Origin of the sequence: Vreelandella arctica (genome assembly GCF_037070215.1) — a bacterium.
Classification (GTDB): domain Bacteria; phylum Pseudomonadota; class Gammaproteobacteria; order Pseudomonadales; family Halomonadaceae; genus Vreelandella; species Vreelandella arctica.
On sequence record NZ_JBANSN010000024.1, the window covers coordinates 1 to 22,485 of the forward strand.

Here is a 22,485-nt window from a genome sequence, read left to right on the forward strand (position 1 = left end):
GAAACCGCTTAGCGCCGATGGTAGTGTGGGGTCTCCCCATGCGAGAGTAGGTCATCGTCAGGCACCTATACCGCAGAAAACCCAGCCACCCGGCTGGGTTTTTTGTGTGCGTGGAAGAAAAGCCGTTATTTTTTACAGAAGCAATTTTTTCTTAGCACTCTGAAAAATAAGTTTTTTAAACATATTTATAACAATAGCTTGCGTATTTAACATGGTATTGTTGCCAAGCAGCATCTAGTATTATGCTGCAAGTGCAAGATTTAAAATCTCAGGAGGAGAAACGATATGACGACGGAATTAGCCAAAAAGTTAGCAATTGCCCTATTTATGGCGTTAATGGCAGGCGGGCTTGTCGCCTGTGATGATCAAGGCCCTGCTGAAGAAGCGGGTGAAAGCATTGACGAAAGTGCAGAAGAAGCCGGTGAGAGCATGGAAGAGCTCGGTGAAGATATGGAAGAGGCTGCCGAAGACTAGGCAGGATAAGCATGTAATTGCTACGTTAGCAAAGCAGCCGCTGAAAAGCGGCTGCTTTGTTTTTGTATCGTGTCTATTATGATTCCAATAATGATAAAAATTAAGGAGGCGCTGTGCAGCTACAACGTGAAAAAAGCCTACTGCTGATGGTCGATTTTCAGGCTGGCCTGCTGCCTGTGATTGAAGGTGGTCAAGAGGCCGTTACCGAGGCGGCTTGGCTAGGTGAAATGGCTTGCCTACTTGAAGTGCCGGTGTGGTTAACCGAGCAGAACCCTGAAAAACTAGGTGGTACCGCACCAACTCTATTGGCCGCTCTAAACGATTATCAACTGTGGCAAAAACAGCATTTCAGCGTGATGGCAGAAGCTGAATTTGGTTCAGCATTAAAAGCATCACGTAAAACGCAGATTGTACTGTGTGGAACAGAAGCGCATATCTGTGTGCTGCAAACGGCGTTGGGGTTGCTAGCGGCAGGTTACGAGCTGTACTGGCTTAGCGAAGCGTCTGCCAGCCGTCGACCACAAGAGGCTACGCTGGCCCGTGAGCGTGCTTGCGCAAGCGGTGCGGTGGCTGTAACAGCTGATATGGTGGCTTATGAGTGGCTACACCGCTGTGACACAGCGCTCTTTAAAGAGGCGCACCAGCGGTTTTTAAAGCCGCGTGCGTTACGCCCCGTACGTTTTTTCTAGATTGTACCAGCCCGGTCGTTCGCTTTAGCGATCAGTTTCTTTGCGAGTGAAAACAAAGGTATCACCCTGTGACGCCGAGGCGTCAAAACGGTAGCCTGCCACATCGAAGCTCTTGAGCTGGTCAGGTTCGTTAATCTGCTGCTGAATTAGCCAAGCGCTCATCAGACCACGTGCCTTTTTGGCATAAAAGCTGATGATCTTGAACGTACCATTCTTCTCGTCTTTGAATACCGGCGTAATCACGCGCGCATCAAGCTGTCTCACATCAACTGCCTTAAAGTATTCATTAGAAGCGAGATTAACCAGTACCTTGGAACCGCTTTCAGCAATGGCCTCATTGAGTGCAGGCGTTAGGGTGGGCTTCCAGTAAGCATAGAGATCTTTACCGGCGCTATTAGATAACTTGGTGCCCATTTCCAGCCGATATGGCTGAATTAAGTCCAGTGGCCGTAGCAGGCCATATAAGCCGGAAAGTATGCGTAGGTGCGATTGCGCATAACGGTTTTCAGCCTCACTGAAGCTTTCGGCTTGTAGGCCAGTGTAAACATCACCCTGAAACGCCTGAGCAGCAGGTTTGGCATTGCTTAGGGTGAAAGGGGGCTGCCACTCTTCAAAACGTGCAGCATTCAGGCCCGCCAATTTATCGCTGATGCCCATGAGTTCGCTGATTTGCTGCGGCGAATAGTCGCGTAAAATATCGATCAGCGCTTGGCTCTGTTTCAGGAAGTCGGGCTGTGTCACTTTCGTTGTGGTCGGAGGGGTTTCAAAATCCAGCGTTTTGGCGGGAGAGATAACGCTCAGCATCGCATACTCCTGGTCGTGCTCTGGTAAATAAAAGCCGATTATAGGTGGGCTTAGTATACCAAGCCTCGGCGAAGGCCGAGGCTATAGTGACGATAGCTTGGTGAGAGCCGACTTATTCTGAAGGACGTTTTTTAAGAGCGGCTTTTAAGGACAGGGATTAGGCATACGACGGTGAATATCTTCGATTGCCTCTAGCACGTCGTCATCCAGCTTGAGGCTCTCGCTGGCAAGATTGCTTTCCAACTGCTCCATGGTTGTCGCGCCAATAATGTTACTAGTTAAAAAGCTGCGCGAGTTAACAAAAGCCAACGCCATTTGAGCAGGATCTAAGTCATGCTGTTGAGCCAGTGACACATAGGCTTGCGTGGCAGCTTCCGCTTCTGGGGAGGTATAGCGTTTGAAGCGCTCATAAAGCGTCAGGCGGCCTTTTGGCGGTTGGGCACCGTTCAGATACTTACCTGAGAGAACACCAAACCCTAGCGGCGAATAGGCGAGTAGCCCTACGTCTTCACGATGCGCAATTTCAGCCAAACCCACTTCAAAGGAGCGGTTCAGAAGGTTGTAGGGATTCTGTACAGAGGCGACACGCGGTAAGTCCAGCTTGTCGGCGAGCTGTAGCGAGCGCATGACTCCCCAAGGCGTATCATTAGAGAGCCCAATGGCGCGCACCTTGCCTGCATCAACCAGCTCTTTTAGTGCAGATAATGTCTCTTCCAGAGGCGTGGCCTCTTCATCTTCGCTATGCACATAGCCTAATTTGCCGAAGAAATTAGTTTGACGGTCTGGCCAGTGCAGTTGGTAAAGATCAATATGATCCGTATTTAAGCGCGCTAAGCTTGTATCGATGGCCTGATGAATATGCTCGCGGGTGAGGCGTGGACCACCCCGGATATGGTCAAGCCCTGGGCCGGCTGCTTTCGTTGCAATGATTAGATCGTCGCGGGAGCCACGCTGTTTCAGCCAGCTACCGATATATTGCTCGGTAAGTCCCTGGGTCTTAGCCATCGGGGGTACCGGATACATTTCAGCGGTATCAATGAAATTGATGCCAAACGCCACGGCTCGGTCAAGCTGCTCATGGGCTTCGGCTTCGCTATTTTGCTCGCCAAACGTCATCGTGCCTAAGCAGAGTCGACTGACCTCCATGCCGGTTCTGCCAAGTGGGCGCGTTTGCATTTTTATCTCCTTACTAAGGCGGCATTGCCAAAAAATAAGCCACCCTGGCAGGGTGGTAAACGGCGTATGCATGGCATGTTAGCGAGGCTCTTGGAAAGCAGCAAATTAATGGGGTTGAGTCGTCGCAAAGGCAGGCGTATGCTTGCCAGCCCATCGACCGGCTAAAGGCCGGTTTCTCGTGTGGTTGGTAGCTGTTTTTGGTGGCTGCTGGCCCAAGGTCCCAACAGATAGGCAGGGTGGTTTGCCATGCTGCAGGCATCAACGTTGTTTACTCGGCTAGAATTTCGTCTAGCTAAACGGCTGTTTCATAATCGCTGGCTATTGCCGCGTTCTCCGCGTACCCAGCGTTTAACGATGCGCTTATTTAAGCGTTGTGCGGAGGCGGGTCACCCTGATGCGCTTTCCGTTTATGGTCATATGCTTTTTCATCGCAGTCAAACGCCTCAGGATAAGGCGCGTGGTGCGCGGTATGTTCTGGAAGCAGCGCATGCAGGAGATGTAAAGTCTCAGTACCAAGTAGCGCAAATCCATGAGCATGGCTGTGTGCAATACCCCCGTCGCGAAGATTATGCGGTGACGTGGTATGCCCGCGCTGCCCAGTCTGGGCATTTTTTAGCCGCCGAGCGTCTTGCCCGAGCTTATCGCCTGGGTGAGCTAGGCTTGACGGTAGATGATGAGCGAGCCGCTTATTGGCAACGACGGGCCGAACAGCAGCCGCTAGATGACGTGGCCGTCGCATAAGCGCTTTCACGTTTTGATTGAGTGAGGAAGGTTGTGTCCGAGACGCTACCCACAGTACTAGATATTGAAGCCTCCGGATTTGGGCGTGGCAGTTACCCCATTGAAGTAGGCATCGCACGGGCTGATGGAAGCTGCTGCGCCTTTCTCATTCAACCGCTAGATGAGTGGACGCACTGGGATCCAAAGGCGGAGCTGCTGCACGGTATCTCTCGTGAGCGCCTCATTCAGGAGGGCTATCCGGTGCGTCAGGTTGCCCACTGGTTAAATGATGAGCTGCGCGAGTTAGGCAAGGCCTACAGTGATAGCTGGGGCTACGACAACACTTGGCTTTCCCTGCTCTTTCATCACGCGGGTATGCTGCCGCGTTTTCGCCTTGAGGCGCTAAGAATACTGCTCAGCGAAGAGCAGCAAGCGTTATGGAGCGACACCAAAGAAGCAATGATCGCCGAACGCGGCATTCACCGCCATCGGGCAGGTGAAGATGCACGTTTGCTGCAATTAACTTATCAGCATACCCGCCAGCTCACCGAGCGCATGGGTCGCTAGTAACTTCTCCCTCACTCTTCTCTTTTGTCAGTACTACAGCTGAGCTTCTAGTGCATCAAGCAGTTCATTGGATGTTGATGCGTCGAGCAGCATGTCACGAGTGGCGGATGCCAAAAAGCCATGGCTGACAGTGCTGTCTAAAAAGGTCAGCAGCGGTGAATAGAACTCGTCGATGTTAAGCAACCCCATGGGTTTTTCATGCAGGCCCAGATAGCCCCACGTCCATATTTCAAACAGCTCTTCAAAGGTGCCAATCCCGCCGGGTAAGGCAATAAAAGCGTCGGCATTAGCCGCCATGGTGGCTTTGCGTTCATGCATATTACGCACCCGAATCAGCTCGCTTAACCCAAAGTGTGCCTGTTCTCGCTCCACTAAGTGTTCGGGCATTACACCAATGACGTCGCCGCCTGCCTCCAACACTGAATTCGCCAGTTCTCCCATCAGGCCAATGCGTGCCCCGCCATAAACCAGCGTGTGACCACGCTCGGCAAGCGTGCGCCCTAGTTTATTGGTCGCCTGCCGGAAAGCTGGGCTATTACCCTCACGAGAGCCAAGGTAGACACAAATTCGAGCCATTCGTTTTTTCCTAACGCTAAAAATGAGAAGTGATTAATCCGTTGCTTAGGGCAGGCAGCGGTCGACCTGATGGTGTTGATCCATCCACTGCCCTATAACGTTGTTACCACAAAGGTGATGAGCATATTGAGTGTGCAGACAGCGTACTTGGTGCCAATTGCTAATACCGCCAATGCCGCGTTCGGTCATTACGTCGGTATAGCCCAACTGAGCGACTTCTTGGCGCTGGGCATCGCTCATATAGTCCCAGCGAGCAGCCACATAATCACGGTGACTTTGCAAATAAGCCTCAAGAAAGTCTGGTTCTTCCTGCAGCCGCTGTTCGAGCGCTTTGATAACGCCCACCGCTTCAATGCGAGAAATTTCTACTTTAAGCACGTCTGAGCAGAGCCAATACAGGGTAGGAAAAGGTTTGCCATCAACGATAGGAGACATGCGTAGCACCAGCGGCGTGCCTTCGCCGTCAGTGGCGGCTACTGCTTCAATGCCACGCGGTGCGCGGCCAAGCTGTTGAGCAATAATGGCGAGCTGACGTTCGTCAGGCGCCTGATTGGTGCGTATCACCATCGGGTTGGTCTCTCACAAATTTGTTTGAGCGGCCAACGGCACGGAAAAAGCAGCGATTGAGCTGTTCGGGCGACGCAACATAGCACCACGTCCGCTCACAGTATTCAGCGGCTCGTGCCATTAGCACATCATAAAGGCGGTTGAAGGGGGCATCATAATCGTAGGGGTCTGCCCCAAACAAGCGGATATGCGGATAGTCGGCGAAGCGCTCAACAAAGTAGTGCTCAAGATCCGCTTCAACGGCACGGTGCTGCGCAACGTTGTCAGGGTCTATCCACAGGTTGTAGCGGATGGCCATAAGCGTGGCTCCTATTGCCCCGGCAGTGGGGGGCAGCGTCGGTCAGGCGTGTTCATTCAGGGGCATCTTGCAGGTGGGCCGTTAACGCCTCACGTAAATTTCCCTCGATGGGCTTGGCACACTTAGCCTGGTGGTCGTACTGCACCATAACGGTGTGACCCAGGTTGGTAAGTGTGCCGTGCTGGCGCGCCTCTTGGGTCACCGTAAACGAACTGTTGCCCAAGCGTGTTAAATACGTACGTATTTCGATGTCGTGACCGTAAAACAGTTCAGCTCGGTAGTCGACTTCCATACGCGCCATAATTAAGCGCCACTTCTTCGGGTTTAAATCAGGCGTGAAGAGTTTGAATAAGTCGTTACGGGCCAGCTCAAACCAAGCGGGTAGGCGAGTATTGTTGATATGCCCTAGGGCGTCGGTGTCGTAAAACGCTGGCTCAATGGTACGCGTAAACATGGCATGTCCTTGTTATTAACGAAGGGTTATCAATGACTGGTGATTAATGAACGGGATTAGCAGCAGGTCTTCAGGATTAACCCAAGCAAGTGCTTGGTCAAGTGTCACGGCGTCGGTACCACGCCGTCAGTTGCATCCATCCCAATAGCCATAGCGTCGCCGTGGCAAACCCAGCCAAGCTGCCCCACAACAGGCCTAGCGTTGGGTAAGTATAGGAAACACATAGGGTATAGCTCAGCAATGAACCAAGCCCCATCGGGTAGTGTTTGATAACAGTGGCTACTGGGGCCGCGCCGTGATTGAGATGAAGAATCAGCAAAAAAGGCAGCATGGTGACCGGAAAGGCGGCCAGCGTTCCCGCCCAGGCGGGCGGAAGCCAATGCGCTAGGCTCGTAATGGCAAATATGATCGCGGCGGCAAGGCAGGCCCGTGCAGCAAGAGCAGGGAGCGAAAACGATCGACTGGGTGGACTTTTTACATCTGGAATAGCGCGGAACAGGCCACTAAATGCGGCAATAGCCCCTAGTGTTACCAGCGTGCCGCTGAGCCGGGTGAAATCAAATTGGGCGAGTAGCGTGCTGGCGGCTAGCCACGCAGTGAAACCGCCTAGCACACCGCTGGCCATGCCTTTAACGCCTGGTTGACGTCCTGCTACCCAATAACCGGCGCCTAGCGCCATCGTCGCGGTAAACCCAGCCAGCGTATGTACTGCGCTTTGGGTCGCAAAGACGGGTGAAATTTCTAAGCCGATAAAAAATAGCGCCAACGCCGTGCCCAATGGATAACCCGCCAGCAGCCCGGCCATACGTGGACTGGCGCGCACCGCAATTGCCCCTAGCCCCAATACCATACTGATTGAAAGGCCAAGCTTTGCTAGCTGCCAAGTGAGCGGAATTTCTATCATGTAGCGTGTTCCTTGCTGTTATTTTTTGGTGCTATTGGTGTGTCGTTGTTTTATGACGCCATTTAATGGCCTTCACCCTTTCGGTTTTCTAAGCGAGCGTGCTGCCGATTAAACTAAACGCAGCCCTTGCTGGTCGCGCCAAGCGGCTTCTAACGCCTCTTGCAGAGGAGCTTTTAGGTGAGCAGGGAGGGCGTCCTGAGCTGCTTGCAATGAATCAAACGAGCGATTGCGTAGCCAGCAGTATGCCCAGGCGCAGGCTTCGGCATCACTATCGGGAGTCGGGCGGGCAGGCATTTGATTAAGCAAAAATACCGCGGTTTTGGGCGCCCATAGTGGGATCTCATCGGCGCTGGCCGTGCTCCACGTATCAAGTGTTGCGCCGCTGGGCGTGGTCTCGGGTTCGCCCAGCTTTGCCACTCGGGCTGTCTCCGCGAGAATCAACGCCAAGCGATCAGCATCAGCTTGGCCGAGTGCACGCCACTGCCGCAGCAGCGCCGGCAGCCCTGCCCGCATCTTGGTATAAAAGTCATCTTGCGGCATGCTTGGCATCACCCCTGTTCAATAAGTGAGATTTTTCATGGCCTACGATTTTGCCACGCCTGTGGAGCGACGCCACCCAGAAGGTGGCTGGGCATCGCAAAAATGGCACCGCTACGGCGACGACGTGTTACCCCTTTGGGTCGCCGATATGGACTTTCGCTCCCCGCCAGCAGTCGTTGATGCGCTGCAGTCGCGGGTGGCTCACGGTGTTTATGGCTATGGTGAAGTGCCTGCTACGTTAACAGAAACGCTATGCCAGTGGAGCGCCCAGCATTACGACTGGCCCATTCAGCCCGAGTGGCAGCAGTGGTTGCCAGGGGTAGTGCCTGCCTTACATTTGGCTGCGCTCGCGCTGACCGAGCCTGGCGACGGTGTATTAACAGTCACACCTATCTATCCGCCGTTTCTAGCAGTGGCAGAGCGCACCGGGCGTCTGCCCCAGCAGGCGATGCTCCAAGCGCCTTCGAATCCCGGTGAGCCTTGGCAGCTCGATATTGCCGCCCTGGAGGAGGCGATTACGCCGCTTACCCGCCTGTTGCTATGGTGTCATCCCCACAACCCGACAGGGCGCGTATGGCATCAGGAAGAGCTTGCTGCGCTGGCTGAGCTGGTAGAACGACATGATCTTTGGGTGGTATCCGATGAGCTTCACTGCGACCTGCTATTAGATGAAGGCGCGTGCCACCGTCCGCTGGTGGCAGCATTTCCTGAACTGGCCAAGCGCACAATCACCCTGTGGGCGCCCTCTAAAACCTTTAATTTGGCTGGGTTGACTAGTGCCTGCGCGGTGATCCCTGACCCTGCTCTGCGTCAGCGCTTTGCAGCCGCAGCAAAAGGGCTACTGCCCGATAGCAACATACTCGGCTTGGTCGCGGCGGAAGCGGCTTATCGTGACGGTGAATCGTGGCGGCAGGAACTATTAAACGTACTACGTGAGCATCGTGCGACGCTGGAGGGGCGAGTGGCTAGCTGGCAGGGCGTTCATTGGAGTGCGCCGGAATCAACGTATCTAGCCTGGCTGGATATGCGCGAGGCGGGCCTGGGCAATGCGCCCCATAAAAGGCTGCTGAAAGAGGCGGGGGTGGCACTTTCAGACGGGGCTGCCTTTGGCTGCCCCGGCTTTGTACGGCTTAACTTCGGCACCACTGCTACCCAACTGGAAACGGCATTGTCACGCATGGATGCTGTGCTAAAAAGCAGTGAGACCCGTTAGTAGAGCATGGCAAATAGTTTACGGCGGTAGGTAACGGTCAGCGGGTGGTCGGCGCCTAATGCATCGAACACCTGCAGCAGTGTTTTACGCGCTGCGTCATCATTGTAGGCACGGTCGTGTTTCATTAGCGCCAGGAGTGCTTCCAGGCCTGCATCGTAATGACCGTCAGCCACTTGGCGCAGGGCGCGCTGGTACTGAGCTTCGCTGTCGGTACGATCGCCCAGGGCTGCGATCTCTTCGGTTGAGGGCGCCTGTTCGCCAAACTCAATGCTGGCGCGCACGCCCCGTGCAGGTGCCGCGTCGCGCTCTTCCGGCGGCAGGTTATCAAGCACTTCACGCGCCTCGCTGCCACGCCCTTCGGCTACCAGTACCCGGGCGAACGCGACTTGATAAGCGTAGTGTTCCGGGTACTGGCCCATCAGGGTTTGATAAATTTCGCGCGCGCCCGCGACATCGCCTGCCTGCAATGCCTCTTCCGCCTGCTCTTCCGGGGTGGGGGGTGCTTCGCCGGGGGCGGGGAAGTAACGATTCAACCACTCGCGTACCTCCTTTTCCGGCAATGCTCCCTGAAAACCATCCACCAGGCCGCCCTGGCTAATCAGCTTCACATCGGGCACTGAACGCACGCCGAGTTGGCCGCCGATTTCTGCATTCGCGTCTATATCGAGCTTACCGAGCACAAAAGCGCCTGCGTATTCCACTACCAGTTTCTCAAGCATTGTGAGCAGGGTGCGGCTGCTATCGGTGGAAGGCGAGTAGCAGCCCATCAGTACCGGCACCTGCATGGAGGCTTCCAATACCTGCTGAATATTGCCTGCGTTCAATTCAATGATGACATCTTCAGGACGCACCGCCGCACGCTCATCGGTAGGCGCGGTAGCATCGGTATTTCCAGTATCCGCGGTGAGCGGCTTACCTGAACGGGGATCAATAATCGACATAGGTAGACTCGTCAGCAAAAAATGAATAATAGTTACCCATGATATGCAGGCATGCCCCGGCGGATTCAAGGAAAGACCGGATTTGAACCGATGACGGTTATGAGACTGATGATTTAGGGACATTTATTTTGTCCTTAAATGGTTTTAAATGGCTTTAAACCTTATGATAGAGCGGTTTTCGGCAAATGCCGCTTCTGGACGTAAGGGTTATTAATGACACGGGAAGGCGTAGGAGATTGTCACAGCCAGCAGCTGGAAGCAGTGACCGTAAGTCTCGGGAAGCGGTACCGCAAGCTAATAGCATGGGCGCACGAGGAGAATTTACTTGATGTTCTCCAGGTCATTTATCACGCCCTAGGACTAAGCCCCCGCAATGACGCGATTGCCAATCTTGTAAGGGAATGCTCTCACCCTGAATCTGTCGAGATTCTCTCGCTTTGGGCGGGCGACCCGATAGTCGATGAACTACAGCGGTTTGTTAACCATTTCAATGCATCGCCAGACATCTCTCGTGACTACTCACAGGTACCTCATGTCGGCACGGTTGAACAAAACAAACGTCAGTTTCAGGAAGGGGGTGTAAAAAATAAAACGTTTTTGATTACGTTGCTCACTAACCCGCTGGCTGATGGTAAGGCGAAGTCGACCGAAGGCTACCTGCTGTTTTGGCGTCGACTTTTGCGTTTATGGTTTTTGGTGCACGCAGCACAGCGTATCGCTCATCAAAAATGTATCGCGGATCGCAATATCAGTGATGCAGCACGTTTTATGACCTTAGGCCCCTACGATGAAAAATGGCATGTGGTAGACGCGCTATTAAGGCGGTGTCGCAGTTTTGTGGGGCAGCATGAGCCGACGCTTGAGCGTGTTAACGATGCGTTCATCTCTGCCGCCGATGAGGTGAGTCATGATTATCGTGATAACAAGAGCTATAGCCGCTTTTTCAACGCCATTACTGCTATTGCGCGTCAAGATGTTAATCCCATTAATCATGAGGCAATAGCATCTCTCTTGCGTATTGAACGGTTCTTGCCGACTGTCCTCCCACTGGTACACCAAGGTTATGACGAAAGCGAAGATACCGAGTACGAATTTTACGCGTATCAAAAAGAAGAAGATGCCGATCAAGACCCAGAGGATGAGGGAGTCTATGTTGCAAGGGTAGATCCCTCTGATAGCGATGCGGAACAACAATTAGCTAGCCGAAGCTATTTTGTCCAAACGGCAGAAGCATCGCATTTTTTGCCATGGAGCTGGGAAAAGCTACTGCCGCCAGAGCGAGAAAAGCTGCTTAGTTGGGTGGATCAATGCTTATTTTCAACCGATGAGGTAGAGCAGCTCGGCGCCGTGATGGTATGGCTGTCAGTTCGCTTCTCACGCTCGCTCTATTTTGCTGCACAGTTTCAGATAGATGATGCCCCGGGTGATGAGTGGACATTGACACGTGACTTTTCATCGATAGCGCGGAAATCACCTCGACGTGGGAATGCCTGGCAACCCAATAGCGAATCACTCGATTATGTTCACTCAATAAGAGAAGTGCTCTCCGTTGAACTGCCGGAACAGGTCACTGCGATCCTCCAGCGAGCCGCTAACGCGCAGCAAGCTTCGCTCGCCACGTTAGGGGATATGTGGGAGAACACTCTGCCTTTGGAACGTTGGTTTTATCAGCAGACCCAATTACATTTTCCCCGAGTAACGAGCGCTAAATTGGCGCAGGTCTGGGGACAAGCCGTCTTTGATAACACCCATGACCCCCATTTGGCGCGTCTTTTAACCGCTCACCCCAACGCAGGGTTGCCAGGCGCATGCAGCTATGCGACATGGGATATAACCGCGATCGAAAAAGGATTGTCTCTATCCCTCTCCGACTCAACGCCATTTCCCCCCTCCGTGAATCTGATTGGTAGCCGTCTCTCGCCCATCACGACGGTGTTGCGTCAAGAGATTACTAACGCCAGGGCAATGGTTGAAGGCAGCGCCGACGGTGACCTGATTCACTATCACAACGTCCTGGCTCAATACTGTGTCATGGGACTTTATGCAGCCTCGGGCGGCCGATATCTTAAAGATCCATTTGAGTCGCTGGGACACTTCAACCTAACAGCACGTTGTTTATATCTTAACGATAAAATCGACCAAGGGCGCCGAAGTAGCCGGATGGTGCCGTTACCAGACAGAGCGATCGAACTGTTGCAGTGTTACGTGACGCATTTGCAATGGCTGGCTCAAGTACTCAAAAACGTCAACGCTGCGCTGGCAGAAGCGATACATCAAACACTGGATAACAACGCTTTATCAGCACTTCCGCTGTTCTTCTTGTTGGATGATTCGCTGGTATGGCACTCCATGACAAGCACCGACTTGCCCGGGGTGCCTCTCTTTCAGTGGCCCTTGCCCGGCAACGTGTTTCGCCATCGCTATGCCCAACAGCTGCGTTTTTTGAAGGTGCCATCAGAAGTGGTTGATGGGTGGATGGGGCATGCGGAGCGCAGTGTGGCGACCTACGGCGATTTTTCGCCGCGTTGCTGGACCGACGATGCGCACAGCTATGCCGATGCCGTTAACACCGCCTTTGATGAATTAGGTTTTTTTCCTCCCACGCTGCCTTCGGTGTTGCCTTTATTAACGCCTCCATCTAGCAGTGCTGAGGATCAGCACTATCAAAAGGCACTGGTGAACCGTCGGTTTGGTCAGTGCCAGCGAGAACACGAAAGACGCCAAACGATGGTGCGAGAACGTAAAGCGGCTGAAGCGGATATCGCAATATATATGAGCCGCAGAGCATGGGGGGAGCTGACACAGGACGATATTGATGTGTTAGTTCAGCGTATGCTGCATCGAAGTGGTTCGGTGATACATACCTATGCATCGCTACGGTTGTCAGTGCTGTTGCGGTGCTTGAAAGAGGAAGGCAACCGGCACCAGCACGGTATCAGTAAGCGCGTGGCAGAAGCGTCGGCTGAAAAATCGTTACTGTCCAGCAAGGCTTCAGAGGCCCTTTCATTGTGGCCAGAGCTAAAGCGGTGGGCGGATAACATTCGAGCGAAAGTACTGAAAGCGCATTTTTCTAAATTGAGCGCTTTGAGCGTTGGGGCGCTTTTGTTGTGCTTAGAAAAACGCATTAGTTATCAACGTATGCTGCTAGATGTAGCCCGAGGGCGTAATTATCGACTCATTCAGCACAAGCAAGAGTATTTGCTTGAGTATAGCGAAAGCCTGGAACTGGACAATTACCTCGCACCCGTTCAGCGCCACCGTATCAGCTATAAGACTGCATCTTTGCTAGCCGCCGGGCAGCAAATTCAAAAAGAAATCGATCTAAACAAAGTGCTGATGCCAGCCACTATCACTCCACCCCCTGATGCATTGAGAGGGCATTTGCCGAACATAGCGGAGACAAGCGTTCAAGCCTTGTTTGCAAGCTTGGGTGAGCTGATGGATCAAGTAAATCTCTTATCACTGCCTGGCATGGTGGCAGGCATGCTAGGCGGGCGTGTTCTTTCGACGAGCTTACCGCTTCACGATGAGCTACGGATTCGAGAGGGCGTTAGGTTAGCATTTCCTACCCATGACGATAGCGCAGACAGTGAACTCAATGTGTCGGCCACAAAAACGTCTCGTTGGCGCCATCTCAACAAAGTGGAGCAGCAGGCCAATGCGCAACGGCTTTATGAAGAAGTCCAAGAGGTTCTGAAAGGGTATACAAAGCGGCAATTACGCCAGGGGGCTTCGCAACTCGATAGGCTAAGCAGCGCATACGACGGGCACGTCAGTAGCTGCGTCCTGCTATTAGTGCGGTGGATGAGTTTTATTATGCGGCGAGGCAAAGTCGGTAAACGGAACGACTATGCGCAAAGCTCATTAACGCGGTACTTCTCAGCATTGAAATCAGCCTTTGCTGAGATTGGCTACCAGGTAGATCTCCTCGACTTTGACGAAGAGGAAGTCACGCACCTTTACGCTAAAATGCTGACGTTTGTTGAGCTAACGTCGCAAGATGCGCACTACTTCAGTCATCGGTTGCGTGATTTTCATGCGTGGGTAGAAACGTTGGGGGTGGCAAGCCCTGATTGGCAAGAATTAGCTATCGAGAATGATCGCCGCAGCGTTCGCGCAGGGATGTTGATACAAAGTGAATACCTCCTGTGTCAGTCCGCTTTGCAATCAAAATGGCAAAGCCAACACGATGAGAAATTTCTGTTGTTAGGGTTTGTGCTGTTACTGACCTTTCGTTTTGGGCTGCGCGCGCAAGAAGCGATAGGGCTACAGCGCAATGACTGGTGTGAGCATTACGGTATCCGTTGGGTGCTGGTGCGTGATAACGCGCAGCGCAAGCTCAAAAGCGACGCTAGTCGCCGCGCAGTGCCACTGCTTTTTGCGCTAGATCCAGCCGAAGAGGATCTCATCGGTCACGTGTTAAGTCGCTTCCACTCACTGGCGGGTAACGATTCAAAACGTCCTTTATTGGGTGAACTTTACGAGACCCAAGTCAGGCTCATTCACTGGGCAGCGCAGGTGAGTCCAATTTTGATTCAGTTACTGCGCAATGGGACGTCGAGTAGGGGAATGACGCTGCACCATTGCAGGCACGCGTTCTACAGCACATTAGCGCCCTCGTTATTTGGTATACAAACATTGCTTACAGAAGCGATAAGCGGTCACCTTGATCCACAGTTCATACGTCAGCACGTATTAGGTCACAACAACCAAGTATCGCGACGCAGCGGTATGGCCATGGCGAGATTGATGGGGCATCGTCACCCGCGTACGGGGTCATTAAACTACAATCATGTATTGACTGATTGGGCAGATCAACTAACCCCCGTACGTCATATGCGTGCAAGAAAAATTGATGGTGTTCTAAACACCAAGACATTGTCGCGTATTGAAACTCCGGCGCTTGAAACAACCGATATTTCCGTTCGTTACACTCGTTTAAATTTTATGGTGTTATGGAAAATACTACGGTTTGTAGGGCTAGGTATGAGCTATGAACGTGCAGGGAAGCACGTTAATCTTAATCCAGAGGCTACAGAAGTCATTGCAAAAATCGTTCGCGAAGCCGAATCACATATGCGATTTAAATTGAAAGGGGAAAGCGATGCTTGGGTAAGCGGGGCGAACTATCCCAATATTTTATTACGTCAAGTAGGCGAAAAGGCGTGGCGCCGACTTATTGAGCATGTAACAGGACTAGAAGCGAGCCGGTTGGTGAGCTTGGATGGTAGCGTAATTTTGGGTGAGTTACCTTTTTTAATCAGTAAGAACCGGCAGCTACTAATGAGTCATCAGCATCACTGCGCCTTTCTTATACAGGTATTTTCTCTGTTTAATGTGCCAAAGCAATATATACAGATTGCCTTAAAAAATGCGCCTGAAGAGCTCGTCAAAATGCTAAAATCAAATGGCCTTTATCAAGAAAAGAACATTAATACGTTCCAGCTGGATCCGTTTCCGATTATCGTCGATAATGTGCTTGATCGACGCCAAGAATATGTCGGCATTGGCCTTAAAAGATCTCCGGAAGGAACGATACGTAACAGTCACGAGCTGTCTGTAGCCTTGCTAGCTTGTGGTCTCTTTGCGACACTAAATAGATCTTAGTTGTAAGTATCTAACGTTTCTTCAGTTTCGCTGATAAGCGTGAAATCATCTATTTCTGTTAAGGATTTATCTATCTTCAGTTCTGATAATGTATAAGAAGGTTTTTGCTTCATTTTTTGCGTGATCTTTTTTGCTTTGAAGCGGACATAAGATTCTTGATAGCTGGCTTCTAAAAATACCTTAAAGTCATCGGGGTGAGTAACGGTAAAGTGTCGTACGTCACCTGCCTGTTGTAGACTATCTTCAATGACGCGAAGTTCTATCCAAGTTTGCGTTCTTGAAAAACCATCAGGGAGGCCAACGCCTTCGATCGGTATATTTGTTTTCTCCTCATCGTCGAGCGTAATAAAGTCAGAGTTAACACAAAGAATTGACTCTTTTTCAATAGTGTCAATTAAGCTAAAACCATTCGCCGGGATTTTTGTATTTTTCCAGCTTGATAGAAACATATTGCGGCGTTCATCAAGCATTTCAATATTTTCTTTACTTAACCAAGATATATCAAGCGTTTGGTTAAAAAGATCGTTATTAGGAAGAAGTTGTTGAATAATAAATAACGCCAGTGTGCGTGATTTTTCTATGATTTCTTGATTAGTTTTCGAATCTTTAAAAGCGTCTAAAAAGAAAACAGCACCATCTTTATCATAAGGGTTTTCTGTACTGAAAAATATGGTTTTATATTTTATTGCGACACTATATTCTTTTTCAGTAATGCAGTTAAGACTGGCGGCAAGATATTTGATGATTTTTTCAATAGCAGAGTTTTTAATTTTATTTACATCAAATTCACAATAGTTTTCATATACACTTTCGATGGCGCTAGCATTGGGAGCGAGGATAATCACCTGGTTTTCTTTTAATTTTGACACGGTAAATTCACCAAGTTTAACTATATGTATATACAGATAAAACTAGCAGCTGTGTCATGTTTTCAATGGGTTAAATAACCGTGTTTTTTGATGCTATTTCGCTAATTTAGCTTCATGGGTGTCATTTGTGACTGTTGCACTCTGCTCAAGAAGGAAGGGGGAGAGTCACTATAGATCTCGGTCTACTTGAAGGCTTCGTCACCACGCGGCGGTGAGAGAAGTTGCGAAAGCAAGAGAGCGTCACCAGCGTCGTCATGGCATTTGTGCTTGCCAACCCGTATCGCTCCGATTAGCTGTAGTCCTCAACCGTGTCCTCGTGATCGCCCCACTAGTGAGCCAGAGCGTTAATTGCATCACAAAGACAGACAATGACACCGCTAGAGCCATTGCCAAAGTTGATGTGCCAAGCCATTTAAAACAAGCCACCCCAACAGCAGCAGAGAGTACACTTCCAAATAATACGTGACTGGGCTGTGCGAAGGGGCTGTCAGGAGCTGAATAAATCAGCACTGAAGTGGCTCCGAAAGATCCTACAATGAGCAACTGGTGTTCTCGTTTGTCCCACGCTGGCCTGAACAGTAAGGATCACAGAAATACACGGAGGCGCTAACCGCTTTTGCGACCGTCTCGTGGTCTGCAAACTCCGAGCCATTGTCTAGCGTGATCGTCTTCACCGCGCCCCGACGAGGCTTAAGTAAACGGACCATGGCTCTCTGCGTTAGTTCTGCCGTTACCTTTGGCAGACGTGCCGCCAACAAGTAGCCACTTCGTCGCTCTACCAACGTCACTATCCCCGCTTGCTTGTGCCCATAAAGCACCGTGTCGCCTTCCCAGTGACCGATGGTGAGGCGTTTTTCGATAGCAGGTGGCCGATGCTCTATCCCCACACGCTTAGGAATCTTGCCTAGTCCTGCACTTTTGGCATGGGCACGATGTTTACAGCGACGCTTGGGCTGGCGGAGGTGTCGCCACAAATCGCCACCCTTGGCCTTATCGTCCCAGATCAGCGAATAAACCCATTGATGACTAACTCCTATCCCCGTCAACGGCGCCATAAAACCGCTAATCTGCTCTGGACTCCACTCTTCTCTAAGCCTGTCAGCTACGGCATTGATCAGGCTAGGGAGTTGCTTTGTCCACTTCCAGGCGGAGCGGCGTCTCTGATCGCTGTAACGCTGCGCTTGTGCGGGTTCATATCCCTGGCACCCGAATTACGTCTCAGCTCACGGCTCACGGTACTGCTGTGAATGCCAAGCTGTTGAGCAATCTGACGTTGGCTCAATCCTACATCCCTATGGGCAAAAATTTGATATCGTTGTGCCTGGGTCAGTTGTCGGTATCCCATACTCTGCTTCACTTTGGTCGGTAAGGCGGAGAGGGTACCGCTGCTGGCCCTCCTGCCTCTACCGTATGATCCAAAGTGCTGCAGTTATTCTATGAATTCAGGTTACATGGAGCCTTCAAGCTTCCAATGCATCAACCTTATCAGTTTCGGTGGCAAGGTAAGCTTCCAGAGAGTCATCCATGGCATACAACCAGGGGGTGTGATGAGTGGGAGCCATGGTGCCTGTCATCAACGAACGGTAGGAGTGGTCACGGAAAGCCATGATGTTTTCGTGTTTGTGATGCTCCCATTCCAGAAAAGTTTTGTTGACGCCGTCAATATCGAAACTGGGATAGTCGGTTTTGTCGATGAGTGCCTTAACGTAATCACCCTGAAAAACAATCATATCTTCATCGCTTTCGAGGGTTTTTTCTCGTGCTCGCCAAGAGGCACTGTCGTCGCGCATTTCATTCTGGCTCGGCAGAGGGATACGTCCCAAGATAACATCACGTACGAACCAAGCTTGGGCATCAAACATATTGAAAGTGTAAAACTGATCCTGCATGCCCAGATAGAAAAGCTTGGGATTGTGCTCCCAAACGACGCCTTTATAAAGAGTCAGCGGCCACAGGCGGTTGCTAGTCTTTAGGCGTAGTGGCTCGTCAAGGAAGGGAAAGTGATGGAGGTAGCCAGTACACAGGATGATGGCATCAATGTGCTTAGATGAGCCATCCGCAAAATAGGCCATATCGCGATCTACTCGCTTTAGCTGGGGCTTCTCTTGCCAGTTATCGGGCCAGTTGAAGCCCATCGGCCGAGTTCGATAGCTATTGGTGATGCTCCTTGCGCCGTACTTGTAGCACTGTGAGCCAATATCTTCCGCGGAATAGCTACTGCCGACCAACAGAATGTCCTTGTCTTTGAATTCCAGCGCGTCACGAAAGTCATGAGCATGTAGTATGCGTCCGTTAAAATGCTCAAAGCCTTCAAACTCAGGTACGTTGGGGGTGGAGAAATGTCCAGAGGCAACGATGACATGATCAAATTGCTCGTTGCTGATGGTGCCCGTGGTGTGGTCGTGGGCGATGACAGTAAATGTCTCGCTAGCTTCTTCGTAGCTGATTTGGCGTACCGGGCAATTGAAGCGGATGAATTTGCGTACTCCGGCTTTTTCGACGCGGCCTTTGATGTAATCCCAGAGCACAGCACGTGGCGGATAGGAGGCAATCGGACGACCAAAATGCTCTTCAAAGGAGTAATCGGCGAATTCCAGACACTCCTTCGGTCCGTTCGACCACAGATAGCGGTACATGCTGCCATGAACTGGTTCACCGTTTTCGTCGAGTCCGGTACGCCACGTATAATTCCACAGCCCGCCCCAATCGCCTTGCTTCTCGAAGCAGACCAGCTCTGGGGTTTCACTTCCCTTATCATGTGCCGACTGAAAGGCTCGAAGTTGTGCTAGGCCACTTGGGCCGGCGCCGATGATCGCAATACGCTTTTTCATAGCTAGTTTCCTGTAAGTGTCCTAAATGCAGAGAAGTAGTCGTAATGGGCGCGAAAAAATCTTCGCTCACACACTACCAACCTAGCAGCCTGTCGGACTTTCCGTTGCACCGTGAGATACTGACCACCGTCATCGCCGAGCTGAGAAGATCGCCATGAGCCGCTTCATCCCTGTGGATCGCCAGACCGATTACCTGCTGCCGCCTTCGGTAGACGAGTGGTTGCCCGATGGTCACCTGGCGCGGTTCGTTGTCGATGTTGTCGAACAACTGGACCTCTCGACGTTGACCCGGCGTTACATGGGGCGGGGTTCCAAGGCACATCACCCGGCGGTGCTACTGAGCCTGCTGATCTACGGCTACGCCACCGGGGTGGTCTCCAGCCGCAAGATCGAGCGTGCCACCTATGACTCGGTGGCGTTCCGCTACCTGGCCGCCAATACCCATCCCGACCATGACACGCTGGCCACCTTTCGCCGCCGCTTTCTGCCGGAACTGGAACAGTTGTTCGTACAGGTGCTGCTGCTGGCCCGCGAGATGAAGCTGCTCAAGCTTGGCACCATCGCCCTGGACGGCACCAAGCTCAAGGCCAACGCCAGCAAGCACAAGGCGTTGTCGTATGGCCATGCCAAGAAGCTGGAGGCACAGTTCAGGGCAGAGGTGAAAGCGCTGACCGAGCGGGCCGAGTCGGCGGACAAGGAGGACGCGGCCGACGGCATGGATATCCCCGCCGAGATTGCCCGCCGTGAAGCCCGCCTGGCGGCCATCGCTGAGGCGAAGGCCAAGATCGAGGCGCGCGCCGAGGAGCGGGACGCCACCGAGCAAGCCGCCTATCAGGAAAAGGTGGCGCGGCGGGAGGCGCAGCGCAAGGCCGGCAAGAAGCCCCGTGGGCGTGACCCCGAACCGCCCACTGGTGGCCCGCGTGACAAGGATCAGATCAATTTCACCGACCCGCAGTCGCGCATCATGCCGGTCACCGGCAAGGGGTTTGATCAGTGCTACAACGCCCAAGCCGCGGTTGATACCGAGAGTCTGCTGGTGACCCATGTCCACGTCACGCAGGCGACCAATGACAAGCAGCAAGTCATGCCGCTACTGACGGCCTGGCAAGGTTACCCGGAAACGCTGGGAAAACCTGACCACCTGCTGGGTGATACCGGCTACTTCAGTGCCAGCAATATCCAGGCCTGCCATGACCATGGTATCGAACCGCTGTTGGCGATGAAGCGAGACGTCCATCACCTTCCGGTCTTTGAACGTTTCGCCGCGGATCCGCCTGCCCCGGAGAGCGAGGACCCCGTCGAACAGATGGCACACCGCTTGAAGACGCAGGCGGGCCGAGCGCTCTACGCATTGCGCAAACATACCGTGGAGCCGGTCTTCGGGATCATCAAACACGTGATGGGGTTCCGGCAGTTCTCGCTACGCGGACTGGATAAGGTCAGCGGCGAGTGGCGATTGGCCACCATGGCGTGGAATATCAAGCGGATGCACCGGTTGACGGCGGGCTGAGGGCTCGCCGCGCCCAACCGGCCAGCAGGCAAGGCGTCAGAACCGCCTTGCAGAAGCTGAGGGGCAGGTTAAGAGCCACACAACAGCACCAACACCAACACCAACACCAACACAGGGGGGGGGTGAAGAACCCACGCCTCAGCTCATCCATTAACCTCAAGTCCGACAGACTGCTAGGCCCCGGCTATTTTATGGGTGGTAAACCCTTTCCCAAAATAGGCTTCGCATGAGATAGGCTATTCCGATGACTACCTTCTGAGGCTGCCTAAGTGCTTAATCTAATATTTTCGTGTATTATCGATGCAAGGATCTCGGGCACGGATGGAACCATGGCAAGAAGGCGCTTTATTGCTCCACTTTCTGACTCTGAACAGCAGACGCTGACCTCTGCTTATCAAAATGGTGAGAAGCGCGCCTTACGTCGTCGTGCTCATGCCATCCTGTTAAGCAATCAAGGCCATACCATCAATCAAATCAGCGAGATACTGCAGGTTCGTCGCGATGCCGTATCACGATGGCTCAAGCAATGGGAAGCGTCGGGCCTTGATGGTCTAATCGATAAGCCGCGCAGTGGTCGAACGCCTGTCTTGGATGACAATGACCATCAGCGACTGCAGGAGCTGGTCGCAGAACAGCCCCATCAGCTCCGCTCCTTGCACGCCCGCTTTCAGGAGGAGACGGGGAAAAAGGTCAGCATGGTGACGCTCCGCAGGGCGCTTAAAAAAATAGGCTCAGCTTCAAGCGTATTCGGCATTCATTGAAGGCACGCCGTGACGAAACTGATTTTCGCAACACTCAGGGCCTCCTCAAGGCGCTTCACCAGCGGGAAGACCAGGGCGAACATGAGCTCTATTACTTTGATGAATCAGGCTTTTCACAATCATCGTCGGTGCCATACGCGTGGAGCCTCATTGGTAAACCCTGCGAAGTGCCCGCCTACTCGCATAGCCGAAGGCTGAACGTACTGGGATTTCTCAGCCGAGCAGGGAAGCTGATCTATCACACCGCCACCGAGTCCGTGACCACCGATACGGTCATCGACGCGTTTGACCATTTTGTAGCCCAGAAAGACCCCGACACCTTTGCCGTGGTGGTGCTCGACAATGCCAGCATGCATCGCTCCAAGGCCTTCAGGCGGAAAATACTCGAGTGGATGTCGCATCGTGTTCATCTGGTCTACTTATCGGCTTACTCGCCGGAGCTGAATCTGATTGAGATTCTGTGGCGGCAGATGAAGTATGCATGGCTGCCGCTGAGTGCGTATCTTTCGTTTGATAATCTCTGTGATGAGGTACACCGGCTACTCGATGGCTATGGCACTGAATGCGCGATTAATTTTGAATAGGCACTTAGCGCTTGGGTGCTGAAACGCCTGTTGGGCCAATGTTCACTTTGGACGGGTGTGACATCAAACTCGTCAATTACCAGTGAGCAGTGATAGTTGCCTTTTTCCCACGATGCCTGATTATAATTAATCAACTGTTTTCCTCAAAGCGGCCAAAGCCATTTGGGCGCACCGCTAGTTGGTGCCCTAAAAATGTTTTGCCACCACTTGTGAACCACGCCACTTAGGTAATCTCTGGTCATGCCGTGCATATAACGTTAAATGTTGCCTGGGCATGCAACATCTGTTCATGAAGTTTAGCAAGGCAGAATTTGTTTGGCTGGTGGCAACACCGTCTTTAGTCATACGCCCGGCTTATTCATGAGACCGGCCTGAAAACGAAGATGGCGAGTGGTTTTCT

The 22,485-nt window shown here is 52.3% G+C and carries 19 protein-coding genes and 2 pseudogenes; 8 read left to right on the forward strand and 13 right to left on the reverse strand.

The window, feature by feature from the left end; genetic code table 11:
- Window positions 1-285: 285 nt before the first annotated feature.
- Window positions 286-474 (forward strand): hypothetical protein, encoded by a 189-nt coding sequence (locus tag V8L70_RS17115; RefSeq protein ID WP_101146656.1) that lies wholly within the window; start codon window positions 286-288, stop codon window positions 472-474.
- A 113-nt stretch (window positions 475-587) separates the two neighbouring features.
- Window positions 588-1,163: an isochorismatase family protein gene (locus V8L70_RS17120; protein ID WP_101146655.1), complete on the forward strand. Its 576-nt coding sequence runs from the start codon at window positions 588-590 to the stop codon at window positions 1,161-1,163.
- Window positions 1,164-1,187: 24 nt separating this feature from the next.
- Here V8L70_RS17120 and yaaA read toward each other — a convergent pair whose 3' ends face one another.
- Both yaaA and V8L70_RS17130 read right to left on the reverse strand, forming a co-directional pair.
- Window positions 1,188-1,967: a peroxide stress protein YaaA gene (gene yaaA / locus V8L70_RS17125; protein WP_101146654.1), complete on the reverse strand. Its 780-nt coding sequence runs from the start codon at window positions 1,965-1,967 to the stop codon at window positions 1,188-1,190.
- Window positions 1,968-2,111: 144 nt separating this feature from the next.
- Complete coding sequence (locus V8L70_RS17130; protein WP_101146653.1) at window positions 2,112-3,143, reverse strand: NADP(H)-dependent aldo-keto reductase; 1,032 nt, start codon at window positions 3,141-3,143, stop codon at window positions 2,112-2,114.
- 246 nt (window positions 3,144-3,389) lie between these two features.
- On the opposite strand from V8L70_RS17130, the gene V8L70_RS17135 reads away from it, so the two are divergent.
- Both V8L70_RS17135 and V8L70_RS17140 read left to right on the forward strand, forming a co-directional pair.
- The gene (locus tag V8L70_RS17135; RefSeq protein WP_336270214.1) at window positions 3,390-3,884 is read left to right on the forward strand and encodes a tetratricopeptide repeat protein; all 495 of its coding nucleotides are present in this window, start codon (window positions 3,390-3,392) and stop codon (window positions 3,882-3,884) included.
- 33 nt (window positions 3,885-3,917) lie between these two features.
- On the forward strand, window positions 3,918-4,430 hold the full coding sequence (locus V8L70_RS17140; RefSeq protein ID WP_008956371.1) for a hypothetical protein: 513 nt from the start codon (window positions 3,918-3,920) through the stop codon (window positions 4,428-4,430).
- 33 nt (window positions 4,431-4,463) lie between these two features.
- On the opposite strand, the gene V8L70_RS17145 is transcribed toward V8L70_RS17140, so the two are convergent.
- The 6 genes from V8L70_RS17145 to V8L70_RS17170 form a co-directional block, all read right to left on the reverse strand.
- On the reverse strand, window positions 4,464-5,006 hold the full coding sequence (locus V8L70_RS17145) for an LOG family protein (RefSeq protein ID WP_008956370.1): 543 nt from the start codon (window positions 5,004-5,006) through the stop codon (window positions 4,464-4,466).
- A 45-nt stretch (window positions 5,007-5,051) separates the two neighbouring features.
- A complete protein-coding gene (locus tag V8L70_RS17150) occupies window positions 5,052-5,573 on the reverse strand; it encodes a DUF501 domain-containing protein (protein ID WP_035586146.1) in 522 nt (173 codons plus the stop codon).
- Window positions 5,545-5,871, reverse strand: a complete 327-nt coding sequence (locus tag V8L70_RS17155) for a hypothetical protein (protein ID WP_008956368.1) — start codon at window positions 5,869-5,871, stop codon at window positions 5,545-5,547. The genes V8L70_RS17150 and V8L70_RS17155 overlap by 29 nt, the downstream gene beginning before the upstream one ends.
- Before the next feature lie 52 nt (window positions 5,872-5,923).
- Window positions 5,924-6,325 (reverse strand): acyl-CoA thioesterase, encoded by a 402-nt coding sequence (locus V8L70_RS17160; protein WP_101146649.1) that lies wholly within the window; start codon window positions 6,323-6,325, stop codon window positions 5,924-5,926.
- A gap of 97 nt (window positions 6,326-6,422) precedes the next feature.
- Window positions 6,423-7,229, reverse strand: a complete 807-nt coding sequence (locus V8L70_RS17165; RefSeq protein ID WP_336270215.1) for a hypothetical protein — start codon at window positions 7,227-7,229, stop codon at window positions 6,423-6,425.
- 108 nt (window positions 7,230-7,337) lie between these two features.
- Window positions 7,338-7,769 carry a hypothetical protein gene (locus V8L70_RS17170; RefSeq protein ID WP_336270216.1) on the reverse strand — a complete coding sequence of 144 codons (432 nt, stop codon included), beginning with the start codon at window positions 7,767-7,769 and terminating at the stop codon, window positions 7,338-7,340.
- Window positions 7,770-7,806: 37 nt separating this feature from the next.
- Between V8L70_RS17170 and V8L70_RS17175 the strand changes: the two genes are divergently transcribed.
- Window positions 7,807-8,982, forward strand: a complete 1,176-nt coding sequence (locus V8L70_RS17175; RefSeq protein ID WP_336270217.1) for a MalY/PatB family protein — start codon at window positions 7,807-7,809, stop codon at window positions 8,980-8,982.
- On the opposite strand, the gene V8L70_RS17180 is transcribed toward V8L70_RS17175, so the two are convergent.
- Window positions 8,979-9,923, reverse strand: a complete 945-nt coding sequence (locus tag V8L70_RS17180) for a co-chaperone YbbN (RefSeq protein ID WP_336270218.1) — start codon at window positions 9,921-9,923, stop codon at window positions 8,979-8,981. The two genes, V8L70_RS17175 and V8L70_RS17180, sit on opposite strands and share 4 nt — an antisense overlap.
- A 213-nt stretch (window positions 9,924-10,136) precedes the next feature.
- On the opposite strand from V8L70_RS17180, the gene V8L70_RS17185 reads away from it, so the two are divergent.
- Window positions 10,137-15,530 (forward strand): site-specific integrase, encoded by a 5,394-nt coding sequence (locus V8L70_RS17185; protein WP_062375250.1) that lies wholly within the window; start codon window positions 10,137-10,139, stop codon window positions 15,528-15,530.
- On the opposite strand, the gene V8L70_RS17190 is transcribed toward V8L70_RS17185, so the two are convergent.
- From V8L70_RS17190 to V8L70_RS17205, 4 genes and pseudogenes are all read right to left on the reverse strand, one after another.
- A complete protein-coding gene (locus tag V8L70_RS17190; RefSeq protein WP_336270219.1) occupies window positions 15,527-16,375 on the reverse strand; it encodes a hypothetical protein in 849 nt (282 codons plus the stop codon). The two genes, V8L70_RS17185 and V8L70_RS17190, sit on opposite strands and share 4 nt — an antisense overlap.
- Before the next feature lie 366 nt (window positions 16,376-16,741).
- Window positions 16,742-16,945 (reverse strand): annotated as a pseudogene (locus V8L70_RS17195) (HPP family protein); the annotation flags it as partial.
- A pseudogene (locus V8L70_RS17200) lies at window positions 16,942-17,744 on the reverse strand (IS30 family transposase); the annotation flags it as partial. The pseudogenes V8L70_RS17195 and V8L70_RS17200, both read right to left, overlap by 4 nt.
- Before the next feature lie 115 nt (window positions 17,745-17,859).
- Window positions 17,860-19,230, reverse strand: coding sequence for a trimethylamine monooxygenase (locus V8L70_RS17205; protein ID WP_062372159.1), 1,371 nt, complete (start codon window positions 19,228-19,230; stop codon window positions 17,860-17,862).
- 154 nt (window positions 19,231-19,384) lie between these two features.
- Between V8L70_RS17205 and V8L70_RS17210 the strand changes: the two genes are divergently transcribed.
- Both V8L70_RS17210 and V8L70_RS17215 read left to right on the forward strand, forming a co-directional pair.
- Window positions 19,385-20,740 carry an IS1182 family transposase gene (locus tag V8L70_RS17210; protein WP_016913619.1) on the forward strand — a complete coding sequence of 452 codons (1,356 nt, stop codon included), beginning with the start codon at window positions 19,385-19,387 and terminating at the stop codon, window positions 20,738-20,740.
- 329 nt (window positions 20,741-21,069) lie between these two features.
- Window positions 21,070-22,085 (forward strand): IS630 family transposase gene (locus tag V8L70_RS17215; RefSeq protein WP_336270222.1). Its coding sequence is split into 2 segments (ribosomal slippage): window positions 21,070-21,460 and window positions 21,460-22,085, totalling 1,017 coding nucleotides; the frame shifts between segments, so codons are not numbered across the junction.
- Window positions 22,086-22,485: the final 400 nt, after the last annotated feature.